The 20,894-nt window shown below is 44.3% G+C and carries 22 protein-coding genes and 3 pseudogenes; 8 read left to right on the top strand and 17 right to left on the bottom strand.

What is annotated here, in order from left to right; translation table 11 throughout:
- Window positions 1–2: 2 nt before the first annotated feature.
- The 3 genes from K6Y31_RS13280 (at window position 3) to K6Y31_RS13270 (ending at window position 2,669) form a co-directional block, all read left to right on the top strand.
- A complete protein-coding gene (locus tag K6Y31_RS13280) occupies window positions 3–1,310 on the top strand; it encodes an ABC transporter substrate-binding protein (protein ID WP_233053443.1) in 1,308 nt (435 codons plus the stop codon).
- Between the two features lie 329 nt (window positions 1,311–1,639).
- The gene (locus tag K6Y31_RS13275) at window positions 1,640–1,930 is read left to right on the top strand and encodes a hypothetical protein (RefSeq protein WP_233053442.1); all 291 of its coding nucleotides are present in this window, start codon (window positions 1,640–1,642) and stop codon (window positions 1,928–1,930) included.
- Window positions 1,931–1,952: 22 nt separating this feature from the next.
- Window positions 1,953–2,669 (top strand): hypothetical protein, encoded by a 717-nt coding sequence (locus K6Y31_RS13270; RefSeq protein ID WP_233053441.1) that lies wholly within the window; start codon window positions 1,953–1,955, stop codon window positions 2,667–2,669.
- Window positions 2,670–2,750: 81 nt separating this feature from the next.
- On the opposite strand, the gene K6Y31_RS13265 is transcribed toward K6Y31_RS13270, so the two are convergent.
- The gene (locus tag K6Y31_RS13265; protein ID WP_233053440.1) at window positions 2,751–3,530 is read right to left on the bottom strand and encodes a substrate-binding periplasmic protein; all 780 of its coding nucleotides are present in this window, start codon (window positions 3,528–3,530) and stop codon (window positions 2,751–2,753) included.
- Between the two features lie 240 nt (window positions 3,531–3,770).
- Between K6Y31_RS13265 and K6Y31_RS13260 the strand changes: the two genes are divergently transcribed.
- A complete protein-coding gene (locus tag K6Y31_RS13260) occupies window positions 3,771–4,898 on the top strand; it encodes a competence protein CoiA family protein (RefSeq protein ID WP_233053439.1) in 1,128 nt (375 codons plus the stop codon).
- Between the two features lie 248 nt (window positions 4,899–5,146).
- Here the strand turns inward: K6Y31_RS13260 and secF are convergent, their stop codons facing one another.
- The 14 genes from secF to K6Y31_RS13190 all read right to left on the bottom strand — a co-directional run bounded on the left by secF (window position 5,147) and on the right by K6Y31_RS13190 (window position 16,749).
- The gene (gene secF / locus K6Y31_RS13255) at window positions 5,147–6,055 is read right to left on the bottom strand and encodes a protein translocase subunit SecF (RefSeq protein WP_427901900.1); all 909 of its coding nucleotides are present in this window, start codon (window positions 6,053–6,055) and stop codon (window positions 5,147–5,149) included.
- A 2-nt stretch (window positions 6,056–6,057) separates the two neighbouring features.
- Entirely contained in the window at window positions 6,058–7,902 is a 1,845-nt protein-coding gene (gene secD, locus K6Y31_RS13250) for a protein translocase subunit SecD (protein ID WP_233053438.1), read from the bottom strand.
- Window positions 7,903–8,097: 195 nt separating this feature from the next.
- On the bottom strand, window positions 8,098–8,457 hold the full coding sequence (locus tag K6Y31_RS13245) for a hypothetical protein (RefSeq protein WP_233053437.1): 360 nt from the start codon (window positions 8,455–8,457) through the stop codon (window positions 8,098–8,100).
- Window positions 8,458–8,631: 174 nt separating this feature from the next.
- Complete coding sequence (locus K6Y31_RS13240; RefSeq protein ID WP_427901899.1) at window positions 8,632–8,997, bottom strand: hypothetical protein; 366 nt, start codon at window positions 8,995–8,997, stop codon at window positions 8,632–8,634.
- A 123-nt stretch (window positions 8,998–9,120) separates the two neighbouring features.
- Window positions 9,121–9,582 (bottom strand): DUF2846 domain-containing protein, encoded by a 462-nt coding sequence (locus K6Y31_RS13235; protein ID WP_233053436.1) that lies wholly within the window; start codon window positions 9,580–9,582, stop codon window positions 9,121–9,123.
- 124 nt (window positions 9,583–9,706) lie between these two features.
- Window positions 9,707–10,120 carry a DUF1294 domain-containing protein gene (locus tag K6Y31_RS13230; protein WP_233053435.1) on the bottom strand — a complete coding sequence of 138 codons (414 nt, stop codon included), beginning with the start codon at window positions 10,118–10,120 and terminating at the stop codon, window positions 9,707–9,709.
- 9 nt (window positions 10,121–10,129) lie between these two features.
- Complete coding sequence (locus tag K6Y31_RS13225; protein ID WP_233053434.1) at window positions 10,130–10,780, bottom strand: YoaK family protein; 651 nt, start codon at window positions 10,778–10,780, stop codon at window positions 10,130–10,132.
- Window positions 10,781–10,972: 192 nt separating this feature from the next.
- A complete protein-coding gene (locus K6Y31_RS13220) occupies window positions 10,973–12,106 on the bottom strand; it encodes a 1-acyl-sn-glycerol-3-phosphate acyltransferase (protein ID WP_233053433.1) in 1,134 nt (377 codons plus the stop codon).
- A gap of 60 nt (window positions 12,107–12,166) precedes the next feature.
- Window positions 12,167–12,856, bottom strand: coding sequence for a 7-cyano-7-deazaguanine/7-aminomethyl-7-deazaguanine transporter (locus K6Y31_RS13215; protein ID WP_233053432.1), 690 nt, complete (start codon window positions 12,854–12,856; stop codon window positions 12,167–12,169).
- A gap of 178 nt (window positions 12,857–13,034) precedes the next feature.
- Complete coding sequence (locus K6Y31_RS13210) at window positions 13,035–13,679, bottom strand: hypothetical protein (protein ID WP_233053431.1); 645 nt, start codon at window positions 13,677–13,679, stop codon at window positions 13,035–13,037.
- A 303-nt stretch (window positions 13,680–13,982) separates the two neighbouring features.
- Window positions 13,983–14,285, bottom strand: a complete 303-nt coding sequence (locus K6Y31_RS13205; protein ID WP_233053430.1) for a DUF1330 domain-containing protein — start codon at window positions 14,283–14,285, stop codon at window positions 13,983–13,985.
- A gap of 91 nt (window positions 14,286–14,376) precedes the next feature.
- Window positions 14,377–14,673 carry a Dabb family protein gene (locus K6Y31_RS13200; RefSeq protein ID WP_233053429.1) on the bottom strand — a complete coding sequence of 99 codons (297 nt, stop codon included), beginning with the start codon at window positions 14,671–14,673 and terminating at the stop codon, window positions 14,377–14,379.
- A 377-nt stretch (window positions 14,674–15,050) separates the two neighbouring features.
- Window positions 15,051–15,836 (bottom strand): hypothetical protein, encoded by a 786-nt coding sequence (locus K6Y31_RS13195; protein WP_233053428.1) that lies wholly within the window; start codon window positions 15,834–15,836, stop codon window positions 15,051–15,053.
- 481 nt (window positions 15,837–16,317) lie between these two features.
- A complete protein-coding gene (locus tag K6Y31_RS13190; RefSeq protein WP_233053427.1) occupies window positions 16,318–16,749 on the bottom strand; it encodes a helix-turn-helix domain-containing protein in 432 nt (143 codons plus the stop codon).
- Between the two features lie 79 nt (window positions 16,750–16,828).
- Here K6Y31_RS13190 and K6Y31_RS13185 point away from each other — a divergent pair, with 79 nt between their 5' ends.
- A complete protein-coding gene (locus K6Y31_RS13185; RefSeq protein WP_233053426.1) occupies window positions 16,829–17,320 on the top strand; it encodes a DUF2938 domain-containing protein in 492 nt (163 codons plus the stop codon).
- A 291-nt stretch (window positions 17,321–17,611) separates the two neighbouring features.
- Window positions 17,612–17,832: pseudogene (locus tag K6Y31_RS13180) on the top strand (IS110 family transposase); the annotation flags it as partial.
- A 306-nt stretch (window positions 17,833–18,138) separates the two neighbouring features.
- Here K6Y31_RS13180 and K6Y31_RS13175 read toward each other — a convergent pair.
- The gene (locus tag K6Y31_RS13175; protein WP_233053425.1) at window positions 18,139–18,630 is read right to left on the bottom strand and encodes a DUF7000 family protein; all 492 of its coding nucleotides are present in this window, start codon (window positions 18,628–18,630) and stop codon (window positions 18,139–18,141) included.
- 173 nt (window positions 18,631–18,803) lie between these two features.
- Complete coding sequence (locus K6Y31_RS22440) at window positions 18,804–19,904, bottom strand: S66 family peptidase (protein WP_233053424.1); 1,101 nt, start codon at window positions 19,902–19,904, stop codon at window positions 18,804–18,806.
- A gap of 201 nt (window positions 19,905–20,105) precedes the next feature.
- Here K6Y31_RS22440 and K6Y31_RS13165 point away from each other — a divergent pair.
- Both K6Y31_RS13165 and K6Y31_RS22500 read left to right on the top strand, forming a co-directional pair.
- Window positions 20,106–20,298, top strand: a pseudogene (locus K6Y31_RS13165) (IS110 family transposase); the annotation flags it as partial.
- A pseudogene (locus K6Y31_RS22500) lies at window positions 20,295–20,510 on the top strand (IS91 family transposase); the annotation flags it as partial. The pseudogenes K6Y31_RS13165 and K6Y31_RS22500, both read left to right, overlap by 4 nt.
- Window positions 20,511–20,894 lie beyond the last annotated feature (384 nt).

Below are 20,894 nucleotides of genomic sequence, written 5' to 3'. Positions count from 1 at the left end.
TCATGAAACTCGGTTTTCTTTCTATATTTATCCTATCATTTTGCTTGACCCAAGCTAGTTACGCCACTGAAAACATTGCTCAAGTGATACCTCTAAGCCAACAACAAACCCAGCCGCAAGTGGAAGTACTGCATTGGTGGACTAGCCAAGGAGAACAACGAGCTACAGCCGCCTTAAAGCAAGCTGTTAATGCTAATGGCATGGTTTGGCGCGACTTTGCAGTGCGTGGTGGTGGCGGTGATAGCGCCATGACAGTACTGCAAGCTCGCGCCATTGCTGGCAACCCACCATCAATGGCGCAAATAGAAGGCCCGGCGATAAGTTCATGGGCACGGTTGGGATTTTTAGTCGATTTAGAAAGCATTGCCCAACAACAGCAATGGCAACAAAGTCTGCCCGATATTGCCTTAAGTGTTAATCGCTATCAAGGCCACTTTGTCGCCATCCCACTGACCCTACATCGCATCAACTGGATGTGGCTAAATAAAGCCATCTTTACCCAGCTTAACTTACCCGTACCACAAACTTGGCCAGAGTTTATAGACACGGCCAAGACCATTAAACAAGCAGGAATCACACCACTAGCGATTGGCCATGAGCCTTGGCAAGTGGCAATGATTTTTGAAATGATGACGCTCGGCTTACACGGCGCGCAGGAATATAGACAACTGTTTGTTGAGCTAGACCCCGACACCATTAACAACGCGAACACCTTGGCGACCTTGCGCTTATTTCGCGAGCTGTCACACATAGTCGGCTCAAAACAAAGGGCGCAAGAATGGCCACAAGCGACCGCCGACTTAGCCACAGGCCAAGCTGCCATCCAGCTGTTAGGCGACTGGGTAAAAGGTGAACTAACCGCCCTCGGCTATCAAGCCAATGTAGATTACATTTGCGCCGCCGCACCGGGCACACAAAACAGTTTTATCTATAACATGGACAGTTTTGTCTTATTCCATCAGGGCGCAAATAACAGTAAACGAGTCAGCCAAGCGATGGCTAGCTTGTTAATGAATAAAGATTTTCAAAGCCAATTTAATCAACTGAAAGGCTCACTGCCCGCGCGCCAAGACATCGACCTAACAGGCTTTGACAGCTGCAGTTTAGCCGCCAAACAAGATTTCGATCGCGCTCAAGCCGAGCACAACTTAGTCCCCAGCTTGACTGATTCAATGGCCCTACCAGAGCAACAACAAAACGAAATTATTCAGCTACTGTATCGCTATTTTTACCAAGACAACATCAGTGCCGAGCAAGTGGTGGTACAACTGTTAAATATTGGCAAACGCCAAGGTCAAGAGGGGTTTTAGGGAACATAGGGCAAGTGCATAAACGATTAAGTCTTAGTCACTTAGTATACCACGCTCCATAAAATCTGTAGATGGCTTAACTGTCGCATCCATATTACTGATATTCGACGAATATTTTATCACTTCTTGTTTAATAGACGCTCACTACTTCAAACAGTTAGAGAGCAGAAAATAAGAAACTTTTAGGCCCTTGTCACCAATCCTCACAGTACTGGCGCATAGGCTTAAACCAGCAAATGTAACTCACATTAAAAAAGTAAATTGATTGAAAATAATTCACAAGGCTTTAAATTTGCTGAGACCATCATTTAATGTCACACGGAGAGTAAATGCACATAAAAACTATATCTTGCGCTATCGCTATTACATCATTGCTAAGTGCATGTGGTGGCGGAGGCGGAACTATCGACGAGACAAAGGATAAAGAACCAGCTAAACCAATATCCAGTATTCCAACCGGAAATACAACCCTATCAAATATTGAAGACATACTAGGCGTATTAGCAAATACAGACGAAATTCGTAGCGATCAATCTTTAACTATCGAAATGCCAGAAAATAAGCAAGTTTTGACATTAACTCAAGATTTGACAATTAAAGGCAATCTTACAATCAAGTAAAACAATAATTCAGGAAAATATAATGAGTAAAATTGCACTTGCTGTCATCGCTTTAGGTACATTTGGCGTTGCCCAAGCAGCCACACTAGACGTTCATGGCGACATAAAAATTAATGGCAAAACAGTAATAACCGAAACGGGTCAAATAATTGATAACGAAACAGTTGATTTATCAAAATACTTAGCAGCAGCAAATGGGACATCGGTACTTGAAGGCACCTACAAAAATGATACTCAAACAAGCTCAGTGAAAATGATAATAACGGCTGATGGTAAACATACCTTATCACAAACAGATTATACAAATGGTGAAGAAGTATGGAAAATGGTGCGGTCTGATTTTACGGAAAATAGCGTCACAGTGACAACTACAGCGTCCAATTGTAGTCTCAAATTCAAGGATACGTATACTCTGAACACAAAAGTGCAATCAGCTAGACTTGGCGAAACAGCTACCGCTGTCGCTCACTATGACACTGTAACGGATGACTTTTGTTATAATCACAGTCCAATACCCCCGAGAAGTTTAGAGATAATTAGATACACCCCTTTGGCTTTCACCAAATGGAGTAATGGCGACCTAAGCTACAATGATTGCCTTGTTTACCTAGAAGAAGGGGCTTGGAACAACAAATTAAAAACGTCCTGTATTGGTGTATCTACGGTTGAAATAACCAACTACAATGATCAAAATATTATTGGTGGGCACTACAAACTCACTAGTTTTACACCTAACTAAGCCTGATGAAAAAAGGGGCTACGCCCCTTTCAATAAAAACCATTATTTAGACTAAAACCAAGATAGAAAAATCAGCCAAATTCACTCAAGGCTAGAGTTTTGAAACAAAGTCTTTGGCAAATAACTCGATAGCAGCGCTTTGTACTCATCGCTTTCTAAGTAATTATTTAAGCTGTCATTTAGTTTGTTAAACAGCGCTTCGGGCACCGATTTTTTACTGACATAAAAGCTGACTTTACTGCTATTTAACAAATAAGGGTGAAACTCAATATTGCCGGAAAAACCAAGCTCTCGCGCTTTAAACAAACCAGCCATTACATCCGTAGCCACGCCATCTACACGTTGGTGCATAAGCAAGTCAATCGCTTGCGCCTCACTGTTGGCATAGTGAATTTTGCTTTGAAATCGGAGTGATTTCTTAATTTCTTCAAATTCATCTCCATACCAAGCGCCACGCTGGGTGGATAGATAAATATCTTGGTTAAAAATATCAGTCAGGCGATTAGCAGGATAAAGGTTAGATAAACCTTTAGGCATCATAATACCAATAAGCTCATCACGGTAAGGGGTGCTGAAATAACCAAATTCAGCTCTAGATTTGGTATATGAAGCTGCCATCATAATATCTATTTTGCCGATGGCGATGTATTTAAGGCCGCGCCGAGGGGGGATATAAACAAACTCAATTTGGCAACCTGCACCTGCAATCGCCTGCTTTAAAATCTCTACGTCTAAGCCAGTCCAGCCTTCCTGCTCTTTAACAAAAAATGGCGGCCAAGAATCAATGCTCACTTTAAAGGTATGGTCACAACCATAAGCCGGAGCAAGCCACAAACTGATCAGTAAAATTAAATACTTCACTACATCCTCCTATGCTACTTGGAGTAGGTTCTCGATGGCTTCAGCGAAGGGGCAAACAAATGCATTAGCATGCCTAGTCTTCCAAGGTATAGCACAAATCAAGTTGCTCAATTGTCAATTTTTTAGCCATCAGTCAGCTTGGCGCATCATTCTCAAAAACAGCTCTCAACCTTATCCGTTTGAAATTAAATAACATTGACCGATACTTGGTTCTCTCTAATACTAACAGAGGGAGGAAGAATGAGTGTACTGATACCGTTTGCGCTTGACCACGCCAGCAACGAGATGGTTTTTGTTGAAGATGTGCCCAGAGGCGCCGCTTGTGGCTGTGTGTGTTATGCCTGCAAAACCCCTGTTATCGCTAAAAAAGGTAACATTAAGCAACATCATTTTGCCCATGAGAAAGGCAAAGCCGCGGCATTATGTGAAATCAACCTACAACGTTCGTTATTTTGGATGTCGCGCAACTTATTTACCTCCCATCAAACCTTTGTCACCCCTGATTATGATTACCAATTTAGCTGCGATCTAGGCTGCCAAACAGCCACCTACCCCATCACCAAAAGCGCTAAAGTTAACTACCAACAAGTAACTATTCCTCGCACAAAAATAACTAAAGGTGCTGATGTTATCGTGCTTGAAGTCGGTGACTATCAGTTAGCTGTGATACTGAACTTTTTAGGCCACAGTTACACTCACGGCTATCAAGGCCTGCCCACAGTACAAATCAATATGCAGCCACTCATTAGCATAATTAATGAGCATCAACAAAACCCTAAGAGCGCCATCATCAACCACTTGCTTGTGACAACCAATAATAAAAAGTGGTTATATCACCCTCGGCAAAAAGTGTTTGAGGATAAGTGCCAAGCATTACATCAAGCACAGCAAGAACAAGCGCTGAAAATAGAAAAAACGCGCCAGCAACAACAAGAAACGCAACGCCAACAAGCACAAGCCGCTGCGCTAGAACGAGCGCAACAACGCCAGCTCGAAATGGCCGCCGATCTAGCACTGAAACGCCAGCAGCAAGCACAATATGAACAAGCTGAGCGTCAGGCACAGCAGGCAGCGATAGCAACCGCTGCCAACAAAACCAAACAACGGCGAGCTTCCATAGTTGCCAGTGTTAACGCCGTAAAAGCCCTTGGTCACCAAGAAGCTTGGCTATGTGAAAGGTGCAAGTTTGCGCGCCCCCCAAATGATGACAACTGTCATTACTGCGGCGGCCAAGACTATAAAGTTATTTCTCTCAGCGACGCCGAACTTGCATTAATCGACAGGAAGTTTTACCAATGGAATTATGCCGAGCTGTCATGTGAGGTATTACCCAATGAAGTGCGCTTAGTTAGCAGCAAACCAAGCTAAACGCGTGATTGAATACAAGCCTACGAGTGCGTAACGGCAAGCTGGTTGGCTTTTGTAGGAGCTGAGCTTGCTCAGCGAATATCGCAAATACCCTGAGCGAGCTCAGGTCTACAAAAAACACAAATCAACAAATTCAACATACAAGGAGCGATATTTATATCGCGAATCTTATGCGCTGAGCGCGCTAATTTCGCTGTTAAATACCGCTCCAAGCCTTATCGCCCCATAATAGGGGCTCCTATCTAAGACTAAGGTGTATCTGGCAATGCCACCTCTTGATAATGCTCAGGTTTTAGGCCTAACACTTCGGGTAGTGAGGTGCCGACCGCAATCGATGACCAAGTGCCGGCGAGGATACCGATAAACATGGCGATGGCAAAACCCGCTAACGACGCACCGCCCAATAACCATAATGCAGATACTGTGATTAAAGTGGTCCCTGAGGTGATCATGGTTCGGGTAAAAGTAGCAGCAATAGCTTGATTATTAATATCGGCGGTGGCCGCATCGGGTTTTAAACGCAGTAATTCACGAATACGGTCGGCAATGATAATCGAATCATTGAGGGAATAACCTAAAATCGCCAACACCGCCGCCAATACAGTTAAGTTAAACTCCATCTGGCTAAGAGCAAAAAAGCCCAGCACAAATACCACATCGTGTACCAAAGCCACCAGCGAGCCCAGTGCTAAGCGCCACTCAAAGCGAATGCTCAAATACACCATAATACAAAGCATGCAAACAAGTAGCGCTAATCCGCCTTGCTCAGCTAGCTCTTGGCCGACCTGCGGCCCCACTATACTGGTGTTCAGCACTTGCACCTCACCCGATAGCGGCGCAAGCAAAGCCTCAATCGATACCGCGGTGGTGTTCATATTTTCCGGCACACTATAGCGAATAACCCAACGACCCGGTTCATCACTGGCAACCACACTCACTTTTTGCCCTAGCCCCGCTTCCAACAATGGGCTTAGCTCACTGTTGGTGATTTGCTGGCTTACTTGAATTTCACTGACCACGCCGCCGGTAAAATCCAAGCCCCAGTTAAAGCCCTTAGTCACAATAAAAAACAATGAGGTGCACAGTAATAAAATAGAGATAACACTGGTGCCATAGCGCCATTGGCTGGCATTTTTCATATTCAGTAATTGAGTCATGATTAAATCCTTACGCTGCGACGAGTGTCGTTGCCCCAAAACCAATTGATCATGGCGCGTGAAGCAAAAATACCGGTAAACATGCTGGTAAGTAGCCCTAAACCAAGAGTTAAAGCAAAACCTTGGATCGGCCCATTACCTAGGCTGTACAACACAATGGCAGTGATCATGGTGGTGAAGTTAGCATCAAAAATGGTGCTAGTGGCGCTGCTAAAACCGCTATCAATGGCCCGCGCCACACTGTTGCCTTCTTTTAACTTGTCACGAATACGTTCAAAAATCAGCACATTGGTATCCACCGCCATGCCTACAGTGAGCACCAGCCCGGCGATACCGGGCAAGGTTAAAACCGCACCGGGGATCAACGCCAACAAGCCAAACAGCATCACCATGTTGGCTAATAACGCGATATTGGCAATCCAGCCTAAACGACGATACCACAGCGCCATAAACACTAAGGTCATGCCTAAGCCGAGCGCTAATGCGGAAAAACCATTACTAATGTTTTCGGCGCCTAAAGTTGGGCCAATGGTACGCTCTTCCACTATGGTGACGGGGGCCGTTAACGAGCCGGCTCGCAGCAACAAGGCAAGGCTTTGAGCATCTTGCATTGAGCCTGCGCCAGTAATGCGAAACTTCGCCCCCAAGCCCGACTGAATGGTCGCAACACTGATGATTTTATTACTTTGCACAACCTCCCCTTGCTGATTGCGTGAGTACTCGCTGTAGGCAGTGGCCATTGGTTTCCCAATGTTTTGCCGCGAAAAGTCCGCCATCATGCGGCCGCCTTGGCTGTCTAAACTGATGTTAACTTCAGCCATCCCCATTTCACCTAAACTGGCACGGGCATCAACAATGTGCTCGCCCGTTAGCACAGGGACTTGTGCCACACGCACGGGTCGGCCTTGTTCATCGAGAATGGCTTGGCCTGATAAAGCATCATCAGCCAATACCTGATAAAACGCCAAACTGGCCGTGGCACCAATCACGTTTTTTGCTTGGGCAGGATCTTGCACACCCGGCAACTCAATGCGAATGCGATGCTCTCCTTGACGCTGTACAGCAGCTTCGGTGATACCCAATTCTTCAATACGGCTACGCATTATTTGCAGGTTTTGTTGCACGGTTAGATTGCGCAGCGCCACCTGTTCCGTTTCAGATCGCACTAGGCGAAGCTCATCACCGCTGCCGATAATCTGCCACTGGCGATATTGGCTGTTAAGGTGATCACGCAGCTCCGTTCGATAGCTTTCATTCGCGAGCAAGAGCGTAAACCCATCGGCAGACAGCTCTTTAAACTGACCACCGCGCATATTGTGCTCACGCAGCCAAGCGCCTAGTTCTTTCTTTAGCTGCTCTGTTTGGCTTTGGTAAACTGGCGCCATATCAACATCGAGTAAAAATTGCACGCCACCGCGTAAATCAAGCCCCAGCGCAATCGGGTTAAAACCCAGCTGAGTTAACCAATAAGGCGCGTTCGCTACCGAAGCCAACGTCAGTTGGGTATCTGGAATACCTTGCTCGTCAGACATTTTCTGCAGCACTTGTTTTGCCAACGGCAGCTGCTTAGCATCATTGAGCACAACCCAAGTAGTGGCTTGATCTTGCTTGATTTGTTTAAGCTCGATGCCTTGTTGAATGAGCGCGTGCCGCAGCGCCAGTGGATCTAACATAACCAAGTGCTCTGACGTTGCTGACGATTGAGGATAATTAAGTTGTAATGCTGGCGACTCGCCATACCAAGACGGCAAGGCACTAAGTAGCATCAATAGTAAGGTGGCAATCAGCACCACATATTGCCAATGAGAATATTGGTTTAAGGCGCGTCGAGAGGAACGTTTTTTCATTTTCTTTTACCTAATGAAGACTCGCTTATACAACGCCATTTAATGGCATCAAATAAAGCGTGTTAGCAGCTGAAAAATCAGTGCATTTAGGTTGTTTATTGCATCTATAGCAAAAGCTCTCGCAAGCGAGTAAACGCAAAAGAACAACCTGTTTCAATGGCAGCTTGTCGCGCTAAGGCAACAACACTGCAAAAACTAGGTAAAAGAAGGGGAATACTGCTGGGGAAGGTATTGTAAATTACTGTCTTTCCAAGCTCCTAACCGAGAGGCTGGCGATGACGCATGCAACATCCAAGAGAGCTGCGGACTAAACGGCTCAACGTACCCTAATGCGAGCTGCAAGCTAGGTTCAATGGCAAACTCAAACACTAAACCATAAGTCGGTGCTCCGTCTCCATCACTTGGCCCGTCATGAGCCACGCGTAACTTGGCGCCATTAATATGAATGCCATGACTTAAGTCGAACGCTGGCGAGACTTGCGAACTTTGTGGTTGCTGATCAGTCATCACACATTGCGTTGCATCAGTGTATAAAACCGAGGATAACTGAGTCATTTTGACAGACGTGTCCGTGCCAGCGGTGGCATGAGAAGCCCCGAGCAAACAACAAAACAGCATTAGTATCCGAATGAAACCCACATTACACTCTTATTTAGCCTTAAACTAAAACCATAATGGGGGCGCTACCGCTAAATAACAATCACCAAAGGCCAGGCAACGTCATTAATTTTACTCTCTAATGATGCTTATCAATTTTTGAATAAACAACTCCACCGCGGCTAAGTCATCAAAGCGAAAGCCTAAACCATAGTGAATTTCATTCGCGCTTTTATGAATGCGTTTAGGGAAGCGTGTCATCTCGGAATAGTGGCAGTAGCCCTTTTTATTATGAACACCAGACAATGTCGTTAAGTCAGCGAGAAACACTTCATACGCAGGACGGATCACTAACAGCGGCACCGAGCCATCAAGCAATAAATAGAACGACTCTTTTGAATCGGGCAGCATATATTCGGTGATTTTTTTGATGGAAAACGTGGTGCGACAAGATAAATCCGTCAGCTGTGTTGCCATCGCTTCAGCAGTAATTGCCAAGGGAAATCCTTATTGAAGAATAAACAGAAAGCCCACTATGCCCTAGCTTTGCAGAAAGGGCGAATGAATATGTTAACTAGACGGCGCAATAGACTTGCGCCGCAAATAGCCTCCAGCTGTGATTTAAATACTGCAGTTACCTTTTTCAGCCAGCTTTAATTTGGACACTTCAGCTTTGCCCGTTGCTTCATCAGCTTGCTCAACACCGGCACCACCAACAAATGCCCCCATTTTGATGTACTGCTCAACAAAGTACAACTTGCCAGCTTCTGCTTTAACCAACAGGTCGTTAGGCGAAAATTCAGACTCAGTAGATACTTTGTGCTCTTCACCCCCGGCTACTTCATGGTAAAAGAATATGCCGGGTGCCGTTTCGCCAATGCACTCACCGTTAATCCAAACGTCTTTTTTCAGAGCACCGCCTACAATCGAGTCTTTGCGGTAAACGTAAATACCCGCATTATTCGGCGCTGGTGCGCTAAACTTTTTTGCGGTTGTCTCGGCTTCATTAGATGCCGTTGGTACCGTTGCACAGCCAGATAAAAAAGATGCAGCAACAACACTAGCCAGTAATAACTTCTTCATAACTTACCCATTTCATTGTTAATAGCTAAAAAATTGGGCGTAGCATATATGAAACACCAAGCCGGATATGACTTATTTTTTACTAAAATCAGAGACACTACACACAATTAGTTTCTAGCAAGTACTAATGATAATTTACCCAAGAAGAATATCCCAACTTAAGCTCAGAAACCGTCGGTAATGCATGTAAAAAGCTACGGCCATCAGTGCTACACAACCAAGCTAGAACCGCGCAGTTGGCCACAATTGTTAGCCAATAAATAACCCGAAACGGTTGTTTCTGTGTTTTATGGCGAAATTTTTGCTGCGCCAACATTGCCCCCGGCCAGCCGCCAAATAACGCAAATAAATGCAAGGTACGCTCTTTAACCCGCCAACGTTTTTTCCGTGCTGCCAACTTATCTTTGCCATATAACGCAAAAGTCAGCACGCTCATCAGGCCATACACTGCTGTAAACCATATCGGCAAGGTAAGCACCCCAGTGGCCAACAACAAGCCTGAAAAAAAGATGGCAACTAGCCATAGTCTTAACTTCATTGAAATGAGTTAACTCCTCACCCAAACGTGGTAAACCACCGCCAACACAAACGCCATACCGGCGGGAACCAGTAACGAGAGATAATGTAAGGCCGGGTATAAAAACGCGCCCATCAAGCCACCAAGGGTGAAACCAACAATAATGATTAGGAATATAATCCCTTTACGCTTATCAAACGGCTGGCCCCGTAACTTTGCCCCTAACATTAAGCCTAAATCGGTAAAGACCCCAGTAACGTGAGTAGTGCGCACAATAGCGCCGCTGTAAGTGGTAATTAAGGCATTTTGTAAGCCACAAGCCGCGGAAGCAAAATAGTGGCCGCTGTTAGAGCCATCTAACAAAGCCAACATAGCAAGGAATAATAAACCCGCCTCTATCACTAAGGCTGAGCCATAATGACGCCCCAATTTCAGGGCAGTATTTTCGATCAATACACCGCTGATCATGGCTCCACCAAGAAAGCTTAAAATGATTAACAGCAAATGAACGGTATTGTTACTAAAACTTAAAAGCCCCACACCAAATTGCGTTACCGAGCCTGAAAGGTGTGAAACCGCTTGATGCTCAAAACCCAACAAACCAATCGAATTGACGCAGCCAGCCAAAACAGCCAAAAAAAAGGCGCCTAACTCAATCCATTTAGGTAAGCGAGTGATCACATCTATCCCCTTATGCTTGCTTACAACGATGTTGTTAATAAAGCCGGCTTACAAACATAAAGCCGACAACTAAAACAGCACACAACATAGCATAATAAGTAACTGTAAAGTGCTGAGTTAAAACAAAGATAATGGGTATAGCGGGTTCACTTGGCTTTTATTCGCAGATAAAAGCCAAGCAAAAAAGCGAGATTAGTCAGAAAGATTAGCGCGGTTAAAAACCGGCTGAGCATACATAGCTAACACGCGCTCACGTAGCTCTTCTGGTACGTTGTTCATGTGCTCTTCAAACGCTTGACGATCAGCCAGAGACACGTTATCAGCCTCTGGCACTTTTGCCGCCAGCAGATTTGCAGGATGCAGGTAATAGTGACGATAAATACTGTCGTCTATCGCCGCTGCGACACTGTCGGCATCATCATAGTCATCTTGTAACGGTTGGCCAAATGCAATATGTACATGGCCTTTTTTGCCAGTAATGCCTTCGGTGATACTAACAATATCTTCAAACTCACTTTTCTCGTATTTGCCATGTTGCTCCGTCGCGTATAGCTCTTTTGCTTTACTGACATCGCCAGGATCAAATTCATAAGAAATAGCGACAGGCACTATCTTCAGCTGCTTCACATACTCAGCAAACGGCACTTTTTGCTTTTTACCGTGCATGTAAAACATTTTGATAATAGCGGGATCGGTTTTATCAAAACCGTCTTTGGCGCGCCCTTCTTTTTGTGCAATCCAAATATTATTGCCAGAGCGCAGTGAGTCATTGATATAGGCTGAAAGATGCGTAAACGCCGCCATCATCGCGCGTGGCGCAGTGGCAGAGCGTTTCACAATAAAGCTTTTGTTTAGCTTCATTAAATCAGTAACATAGGGCTTTTTCAGCAGGTTGTCACCAATAGCAATTCGCACCGTACCGAAGTTGTTATGAAACAAGCCCCAGTTTACAAAAGCGGGGTCCATCGCGATATCACGGTGATTAGAAACAAACAAATAAGCTTGATCACGCTGTAATTGCTCAAGGCCAGTAAAGGTCACCTTAGAGGTAGTACGAGTGACCATACTTTGCATGTGGGCCGCCACTTCCGCTTGCACTTTGTCAACCGAGTCTAACCCGGCCCACTTCTTGCTCAAAGCTTGCTTTACTAAAGGCCGCATTAACCAAGGAGCCCAGCCAGACAAACGCGGAAAACGAACCTTAGTCATTGCGGCAATAAATTCTTCATCATGAATGATGCGTTGAATTACACCGGCAATTTCATTGTCGTTATAAGGACGAATATCGGCAAAAACATCTTCCGCTCCGGTAGTTTCTGTGGCCATTGTTACCTCTGAATGCCTGACACAAGTGCAAAAAAACGCCGTATTCTAACTCAGGAAGCATTAGCGAGCTAATACTTCCGCCATGCCATCCTTAGTTTGATCACATAAACGGCCTGAATTTATTAAGTATTTTTGCATTTTACTGAGTATCACGCCATAGAATGGTAAAAATACTAAGATACTTATCAACAACTTAAAGCCATAGTCTGCGAGCGCGATGGCAAACCAGTGCTCAGCCATAAAAGCATCACTGGATTGATAAAACGCAACAAAGAAAAAGATTAAAGTATCGAGTAAATTGCCTAAAATTGTAGATGCAACGGGCGCAATCCACCATTGACGTAACTGACGCAGGCGATTAAACACTGAAATATCCAGCAGCTGACCTAAGCAATAAGCTAAAAAGCTAGCTAAAGCGATGCGCGCCACAAAGGTATTAAACTCCGCTAATCCGGCAACGCCTTGATAATCGCCATTAAAGAAGATCACCGACAGCAAATACGAAATAACTAAGGCCGGTAACATCACCACAAAGATGATTTTACGCGCTAACGCGGCACCAAAAATGCGCACGGTTAAATCGGTTGCTAAAAAGATAAACGGAAAGGTAAATGCGCCCCAAGTGGTGTGCATACCTAAAATAGTCACAGGCAGTTGCACCAAATAATTACTGGATGCAATCACGGCAATGTGGAATAGCGATAGTACTAGCAAGGCAAATTTTGCCTGCATTAAGGTTGTGGTTTTCATATTGTACCTTTTTGATGGTTGGGGTGAGGGAACCCAAAAAATTCGAGGCGGGATTATACAAAAGCCACCTCGACTAACAAGCCCAATCGCACTTATTCAGGGCGATTTGACTATTTAATCAACATACTTAAAGCATAGTGCAGCACTGGATTAAGGGAGCGAAGCTAAGCAATACCGCTCAATCACTACCATTGCGCGAGATGTCATAAATAGCGCCAGCCTGATGAAATGAAGCTAGTTCTTCTCGGGTAAAAACGACGCTATTACTCCCCCAAGTAGGCATATATTTGGCAGCTATGTCTCGGTCTATGCCTTTACTTTTACTGTAAGTATATTTCGACAAGACAAATTCCGCTTCGTCATTTGCTACTCGAGTTATCATCATGGCTGCATACCGATAGCTCTCGCGATTACGATCGAATATTTCATAGTTATCAATAATATAAATATCATTAATGGCAGGCTTAGCAATATATCGTTCGAGCTGTGCTTGATTAAAAGAGTAGCCGAGCACCATGGCAATCAAGATAAATGCAATGATCAACAAGCCAATAAAACTTGGCGCGATGTTCTTAGCATTAAAAATGTTTTCACGAATACGGTTAGCGATGTACGCGGGAAATTCATCCCTTATAAGGCGCTCTTTACATTGACAGCATTCAACCGCGACACGCTTAGACACCGGAAATGTAGGAATTCGATAAAGGTGAAAGTGACGGATAAAACCCAGCGCCGTAAACTGCTGGCCTTTACAATTGAGGCATTGAAAACCTCCAAGTTTTTCGCCGCGAATAAGACGATCGCCAGAGCCAAATATAATCATAATTAATCTTCTTACTGAATGGGGATAAGTAAACGAGATAGCCAGTCCAGTCTATTCCACCAACAGATGAGCGCAACCGAAATATGACTTTTAATTGATTTAAATTGTATTTTTAACCACATTATTAGTGCAAGAGCATTTCAATCAAGATAGCCATACTAGCCCCAATCTTTGGCATTTGGGGCACTTAACGTCAGCTAATTGCGCAACACGATTGCAAACCACAGCAACAAAGACTGCCCATAAATAGCAAAAAGCATGACAGCCTACCTAAGTAGGCTGCTAATAGGCTCATTGTTACTGTTAAATGCTTTTTTCATAACTGGCAATGATCGTTGTATGGCGCACGGCAGCGACAAAATATTGCGCTTTTACTTTCAGGTACTGGCTATCTGCAAAGAAACTATCTGCCGCCGTTTGACTTGGAAAATTAATAGTAAAAACCCGATTAATGGGCGTATTGACCGGTGAGCGCAACACCTCAGACACAACAAAATCGACACCAAAATCACCACCGTAGGCAACTAATATGGGCATCATAGCAGCGCGATATTGCGAATAAACGTCGTTATTTGATACCTCTAAACCCACCAACATTTCATGCATAATTTTACCTTTATGATCCAATAACACTGCCTAACACTGAATGTGATGCACAGAGACGGGGTAGGCATGAAAAATTAGCTACGATCATAAATCAGAACGTGTAATCAAACACCACAATATCTTCTAGCAACGGCCTAAATACTTGCTTTAACGCCTCATGCTCAACATGCGACAGGTAGTTTTGGCGTCCAGCTTCATCTGCAAACGTCATTAAAACTGAATGCGTGTAACCTTTGTTCTTACCTTCAGGGCTATCATTAACACCCCACTCTACCGACTCAACACCCGCTACTTTTTCAGGCATAGATTCAAACAAACCTTTGAGCTTATTAATTTCTGAGAGCGGCGATGAGTCTTTAAATTTTATGAGTAAGATATGTCTAATCATTTTCTTCTTCCTAGCTGCATCATGGTTGAGCGCCCCATTACTGGGCCTACCCCAAACAGATCCGGACCGTGCGCTGATTTTCAAACACAAGACCACATCGAGCTTTTGGGCTCTTCAGTGATACTTTCATCCGTGTAAATCACCATGTTCCTAGTTTATTGATGACGGCTAACGAGCCTGTAGATACGATACGGGTGGTGAGTTAGACCTTACCCGACAGAGACTTGCACCCTGCAAGATGCATCAAGCTTCGCTTGACGCACTAACGCCCGGCTCACCAGCGCCCAACCCAGAGAGGCTTTTGTGGTAAAGTGTGCGCAGCGAAACCCACAAAGCAGCGTAGATTTTGGCATCTGCGCGGAGCCGTTTGTTAAGCGTTATAGCTGGCATATTTCATTGCAGTCTTTACTACCAAACTCTCTTGAAATGACCTTAAATCGTTCCAGATATTCTTTAGGTGCTCGCTTGCTATACTGGCTTAACATATTAAGGACGACATTCCGGCTGTCCAAAGATAAGAGCGATGCAATAACTGGAGCAGCTTGGGTAGCTGACTCTAATAAAGATTCCTTAAAGGCGAGTTTTAATTGAGAATCTCCCAAGCTGGTTAATACTCCTGCGTAGAGTTGTAAGACACCTTTACGTACTTGGATTAATCCATCTTTTCTTACTTGGGTTCGTTGATCTAAAGGTAGGGACTCCCAAAACGGTAGAGTAAGAGATGACTGTATCGCTAGGCAGTCAACAAGAAAAGGATAAAATACACTCAGTTCATTCTGATATTTTATAGAATTTTCTGACATCAGCTTTACAACTTTTTCTTGAATTACCTGGGGTGGATCAGTTTTTATTACAACTGAATTCATTTCATGTAATAAATACTTCATTCCAAACTGATTTGCTTTACCGCACACCTCCAAAAGAGCAGTAAAATCTTCAAGTGAGTATGTCTCTGATGTTATTGCAGATTGGCTTTTTGATAGCTCATTGAAGACTTTTGCCATCGCTTTATCTTCCGTGCGTGGGAGCTTACCGGTAGCAGTTTCTTTTTTTATCAAGGCTTCAAATTTTCGACTGCTATTTAAATAGTTTTCGACTTGAGTTGAAGAGCCGTAAGATGGTTGCGCAATAACCACCATGATCATCAATACTAAATATTTCATAAATAGTCTCTATCTATATGTAATTTTTAAATTAGGATGCCTGCCCCTAATCACTTAACGAACCTGTAGAACAACTCGTTCTAAAATACATTTTTATGATGCGCCAAACCATAGCTGAGTTATTGTTTTAACTAAATTGTTAAATCTTTTTCTGCTGTAATGAAATCATCTAGACTTGACTTTTTTATGAGGCGCTTCAGGCTGGTTTTAGGAGGATTTCAGGCAATTGGGGGGCCCTGCTTAATGTATCGTCTTTTGCAACTTTTCGAGATAATGAACAAGGCAATACAGCTGCCACTGTTGCCGCTGAGCCACCGAGCAAAACCACGCGAACTTGCCCTAGTTGCCAACACAGCATGCGCTGCATCGGCATATTGCGACCGAGGTAGCCCAACCCCATCAGGGAAGAAATAAGGATAATGGCCTTCACGACGCCACGGCAAAAACAAGAGGTAACAAACTGATAAGGCAGGCATTTACATCATGATCGCCGCCTTTTTGTCAGTTGATCCAACCCTCCACTTTTAATCGCTCCAGACGCAGCTAATCCGAGCAAGCGACGAAACTTAGGACATTCCATATGGCTCGGAGCAGAACAGACAGCTGCATGCCTAAGCCCATCGCGCATCGCTATCAGTTTTTGGATAGTGCTATCCAGTTCATCTGCCTTTTTCGCCAGAAGCTCTCTATCAATATTTGGGTTTCCATTAACTCCTACCATTTGGGCAATTTCATCTAGTGAAAACCCAGCTGCTTGCCCCAGTGCAATCAATGCAAGCCTTTCCAAAATATTGACCTCAAATACCCGGCGCAGTCCTAGCCTGCCCACAGACTTGATCAATCCTTTTTCTTCATAGAAACGCAATGTGGAGGCTGGAACCCCGGAACGTTTGGCTACCTCAGCTATGTCCATAAATTGTCCTTGACCTCAAGTCAACTTGAGGTGGTACGCTATCACTAGTTCAAAATTGAAACAAGCAAAGGAGATATTTATGAGCAATCTAATGGCTGTATTTTTTATCGGAATTGGAGCAACTGCCGTGATGGACTTGTGGAGCATATTGAGGAAATCACTGTTCGGGATTGCTCTCCCGAACTATGGAATGGTGGGCCGCTGGTTAGCTTATATGAGGCACGGAAAATTTCGTCATGACTCTATTGCAGCATCTGCTCCGAAGCAAGGAGAGCATTTTATTGGATGGATTGCCCACTACTTGATAGGTATAACCTTCGCAGCCGTGCTGGTTGGTACCGCAGGCAAGACTTGGATTCTCAATCCAACAATTGGTGCTGCGCTAGTTGTTGGTGTTGCAACAACGGTAGCCCCCTTTCTATTAATGCAGCCGGGCATGGGCGCTGGCTTTGCATCATCTCGAACACCAAAACCAAACTCTGCACGACTGCATAGTATTATTAATCATGCAGTTTTTGGGCTTGGCCTATATGCATCAGGATGGGCACTAAAACTTTATTGTTCATTTTGAAAACCAGTCTTAATAAACCGTACACAGGATAATCATATGTATATTCCCGCCCGTTTTTCCTCATTCTTTTCAGCGCTTTGCTCTCGACCATCATGGTCTGCATCATGTCCACCTTCGTCCTGCAATCTCACAAGGGATTCATTCAGGATTGGCTGGGCAGTGTTTCAAAAACTGCATTGCGCCTAGCTCTGCCAACTGTACCAAGTCCGTAGCTGCTACTTGATAGTCATTGAGCCCCTTTCGCAAACCTTAAACCGAGGTATGCCTAAGGTGACCATCCCAAACAGGAGAAAGCTCAATGAATCTTACATTGGCAACATCGTTGTTGGCGTTGGATGCGTTGGTATTGAGTCTCTGATTGGTGCTACGAGCAAGGGATTGATTTCGTCCTAGGCCACGCTCTCTGCATGAAAGCCATTCACAGTGGCAAAGCCAAAGATGATAAAATCGACTCCTTTAAAATTGCCTGCTTATTAAAAGGTGGCAATTTCCCGCTGGCTTATACCTATCCGACAGCCGGCCATGCAATCTATTTAACCATTCTGCGCACCGTGCCATGCATAGGCAAAAGATTAGCGCTCGCGAGGCTAACCGATAACTGCCTAGTGTCCCTGTTATTTTCATGGATGAACAACAGGCAGCGGTGAGACCGCACAAAGAGAGCCTCACTTTGTGTTTGTTGTAGGCGTTATCCTCACAACAACATGACAAAGCGAAGTAAACGCCTTTGCTGATTGGCTTTAAATTCGATTGAAAAAACAGTCGCAGGGATCAGCGTATCTCTTGATAAACGGCAGGCTCATATGTGTCATGTGCCATTACTCGTATGCCTCTAGTGTGCTGAATATTTCCTGTGATAATACGCCAAATGCACTATGAACAGATTCAGATAGCCCTGTAATATTGTCGAAATCTGGATTGGCTAGAAGCGTAACTTCGAAAATTGAATATTCAGGCATTGATTCAGGATTGACCCACCGTATACCTTTTAGCTTTTCCCAATATCGAACTTGTACATCTTTCGTTTGTCCGAGCAGCCACAGTTCGAAGTGTGCCAGCTGGTGATTAAACACAATGGCAAATTTAAGCTTGTGCCGTTTTAGGTAGTCATTTTGCAAATAAAAGTATGTGAAGTCTATGTAGCCATGCATTACGCTTGCTACAGAAAACTCCCCTTTATATTTTTTTGTAAATTCAGTTCGAAGGATTTGAACGATACCAACTAAACATTGGTAAGTTTCTTGGATCTCTCCACTAGCGAAAGCCTCTTTGTACGCAGATATCCGGTCGTTTAATTTTTTATCTGACATTATCCGCGTCCCCTGACTTTACCTGGCACATAACGAGCCAGTAGAATTTCTCTTTGAATAAAATTTAGTGATTTTTTGAGCCTCTGTGTATCGCATTCTAAGCCATTAAAACGATCTTGCGAATGCATTTACAACCCTTAAATCACGCTTGTTTTTGTTAAAATCGAGTAATTCTACAGCCTCAACGCCGCATTAAGGTGTGAGCATCGCTTGGCTATACTTGAGTGACGCGAAAATGCCAAGCGTTGCGAATCACTCTTAAATGCCTTGTATTTTGCTGATACCCACCGACTTTCAAGTCCAATAGTTTGGCTGTCAAAATCAATAGAAGCCTGTATCCCTAGTGGTGTAACCAACATGGGGTGTGTATGACAACTGTCGAAACCATAAAGTATAGGGACGTTTTTACCATTTAACACTTCAAGCAAAACGTCAAGCGGCGTAAGCCCCGTCCCTTTGTCATTAAACAGTTCATGTTTACCTAATACAATTGCACCAACCTTTTCAAACACACCACAGGCCATTAGATGGGCAAAAGAACGTTCGACGGTTTCTATTCCTTTAAGAGAGTCTTCAAGTAGGAGGATGTCACCTGACTCTATCTCTGGCATATATTGGCTACCCCATATACCTGCCATAGTATTGAGATTACCACCAATTATGCGGCCTCTAACTTGGCCACTACCTAAAAACTGCCATTCATTTATGTAAGTAGATTTTGGTGAGTCTTGAGTTTCCCAGTCGTGCTTAACGTCTGTCCACAACGGAGGCATTGTGTACTGATACGAATCAGACTCCGAACACAAGATTTCCAGAAAGGATTGAAGCGTTTCTTCGACTAAGGGTGGAAACTCACCAAATGATGCAACCAGTGCTGGGCCATAAAATGTAATAAGGCCTGTTTGAGCATAGATACCCAGTAGCAATGCCGTTACATCAGAATAGCCAATGATAATCTTGGGATCGTTTCTGAGAGCTTCATAGTCGATGTAGGGCAATAGAGAATTACTATTGCTACCACCAATCGTAGACATGATACACCGTACATTAGGGTCACGTATTAATCGGTTAAACTCTTCCGCGCGTTCTAGAATTGAGCCTGAGCGATATGAATCAGAACAGCCAGTGAGATACCCCTCTACTAGCTCAAAGCCTTGAGATTCCAAATAAGACTTTGCTCGCTTGAAACGATTTGGCGCAAAAGCCGTAGCTGGTGATGACGGTGAAAAAAAGCCAATTTTATCACCAACTTTTAAAGCTTGTGGGAATATCACTTACCCTTATCCTCCATAATTCAAATAAGCAAAATAACGCCCGGCTCACCGAGCAAATTTTTGATGGCGGCTTTTTTGCCATGCAAAAAAGGTGACAGCGGAAATTTGTCCGACAACATGCGCTTGATAATCATTGAGCCCCCTCCAACTACCTTTAACCTAGGTATGCTAACGGTGACAAAACCAAACGGAGAAAGCTCAATGAACTTTTATAATAACTCACATCTATACTACTGTGGTATCGATCTACACGCACTTATTCTTTATGCCTGAGTTATTGATTTTAAAGGAAAAATTGTTATTAATAAAAATTAAAGCTGACAAAGATGAACTGATGATGTTACTCGAACCCTACATTGGCCAAGTGGTTGTCGGGGTGAAATGCATGCACTGCTGTTGCAACACGTGCTGCCCAAGGGATTACAACGCGCTCGTGATTACGGCTTTTTACGCGGTAACGCCAAAGGATTACTGCACCAAATACAGTGCTTGCTATTGCCGTTGCTGCAACAGCTACTGGGGATTGAGCCACTGAGCCAGCCCATGCGCACTTGCCCTTGCTGCCAACACAGCATGCGTTGCATCGGCATCTTGCGACCGAGGTAGTTCAACCACATCAGGGAAGAAATAAGGATAATGGCATTCACCACGCTAAGGGCGACAACAAGAGGAATACGAATAAAGAAACAATACACAGGCAAGCCGTAACAACTGATAAGGTAGGCGTTTACATCATGTTCGCCCCTTGCACCTCTCCCGCTCGCCTTGAGAAAGGTACTCAGGCTAAGTGCGGTTAACGCTCAATGCAGCAATTTACTTAATAAGGCAGAACGCGACATCGGCGAGGCTCCGGGGATAATCCAAGCGTTGTCCAATCGAGTAGGAGGAGACCTCACGGCCTCCGTCCTCTCACACCACCGTACAAGCGTGGGTCGCATACGGCGGTTTCGAATATATTTTTAATGCTTCATACCCACCTAGCAGTGAGTA

Source organism: Motilimonas cestriensis, from assembly GCF_021295315.1.
Lineage (GTDB): Bacteria > Pseudomonadota > Gammaproteobacteria > Enterobacterales > CBDFNC01 > Motilimonas > Motilimonas cestriensis.
This window is presented reverse-complemented; position numbering and strand designations above follow the sequence as displayed.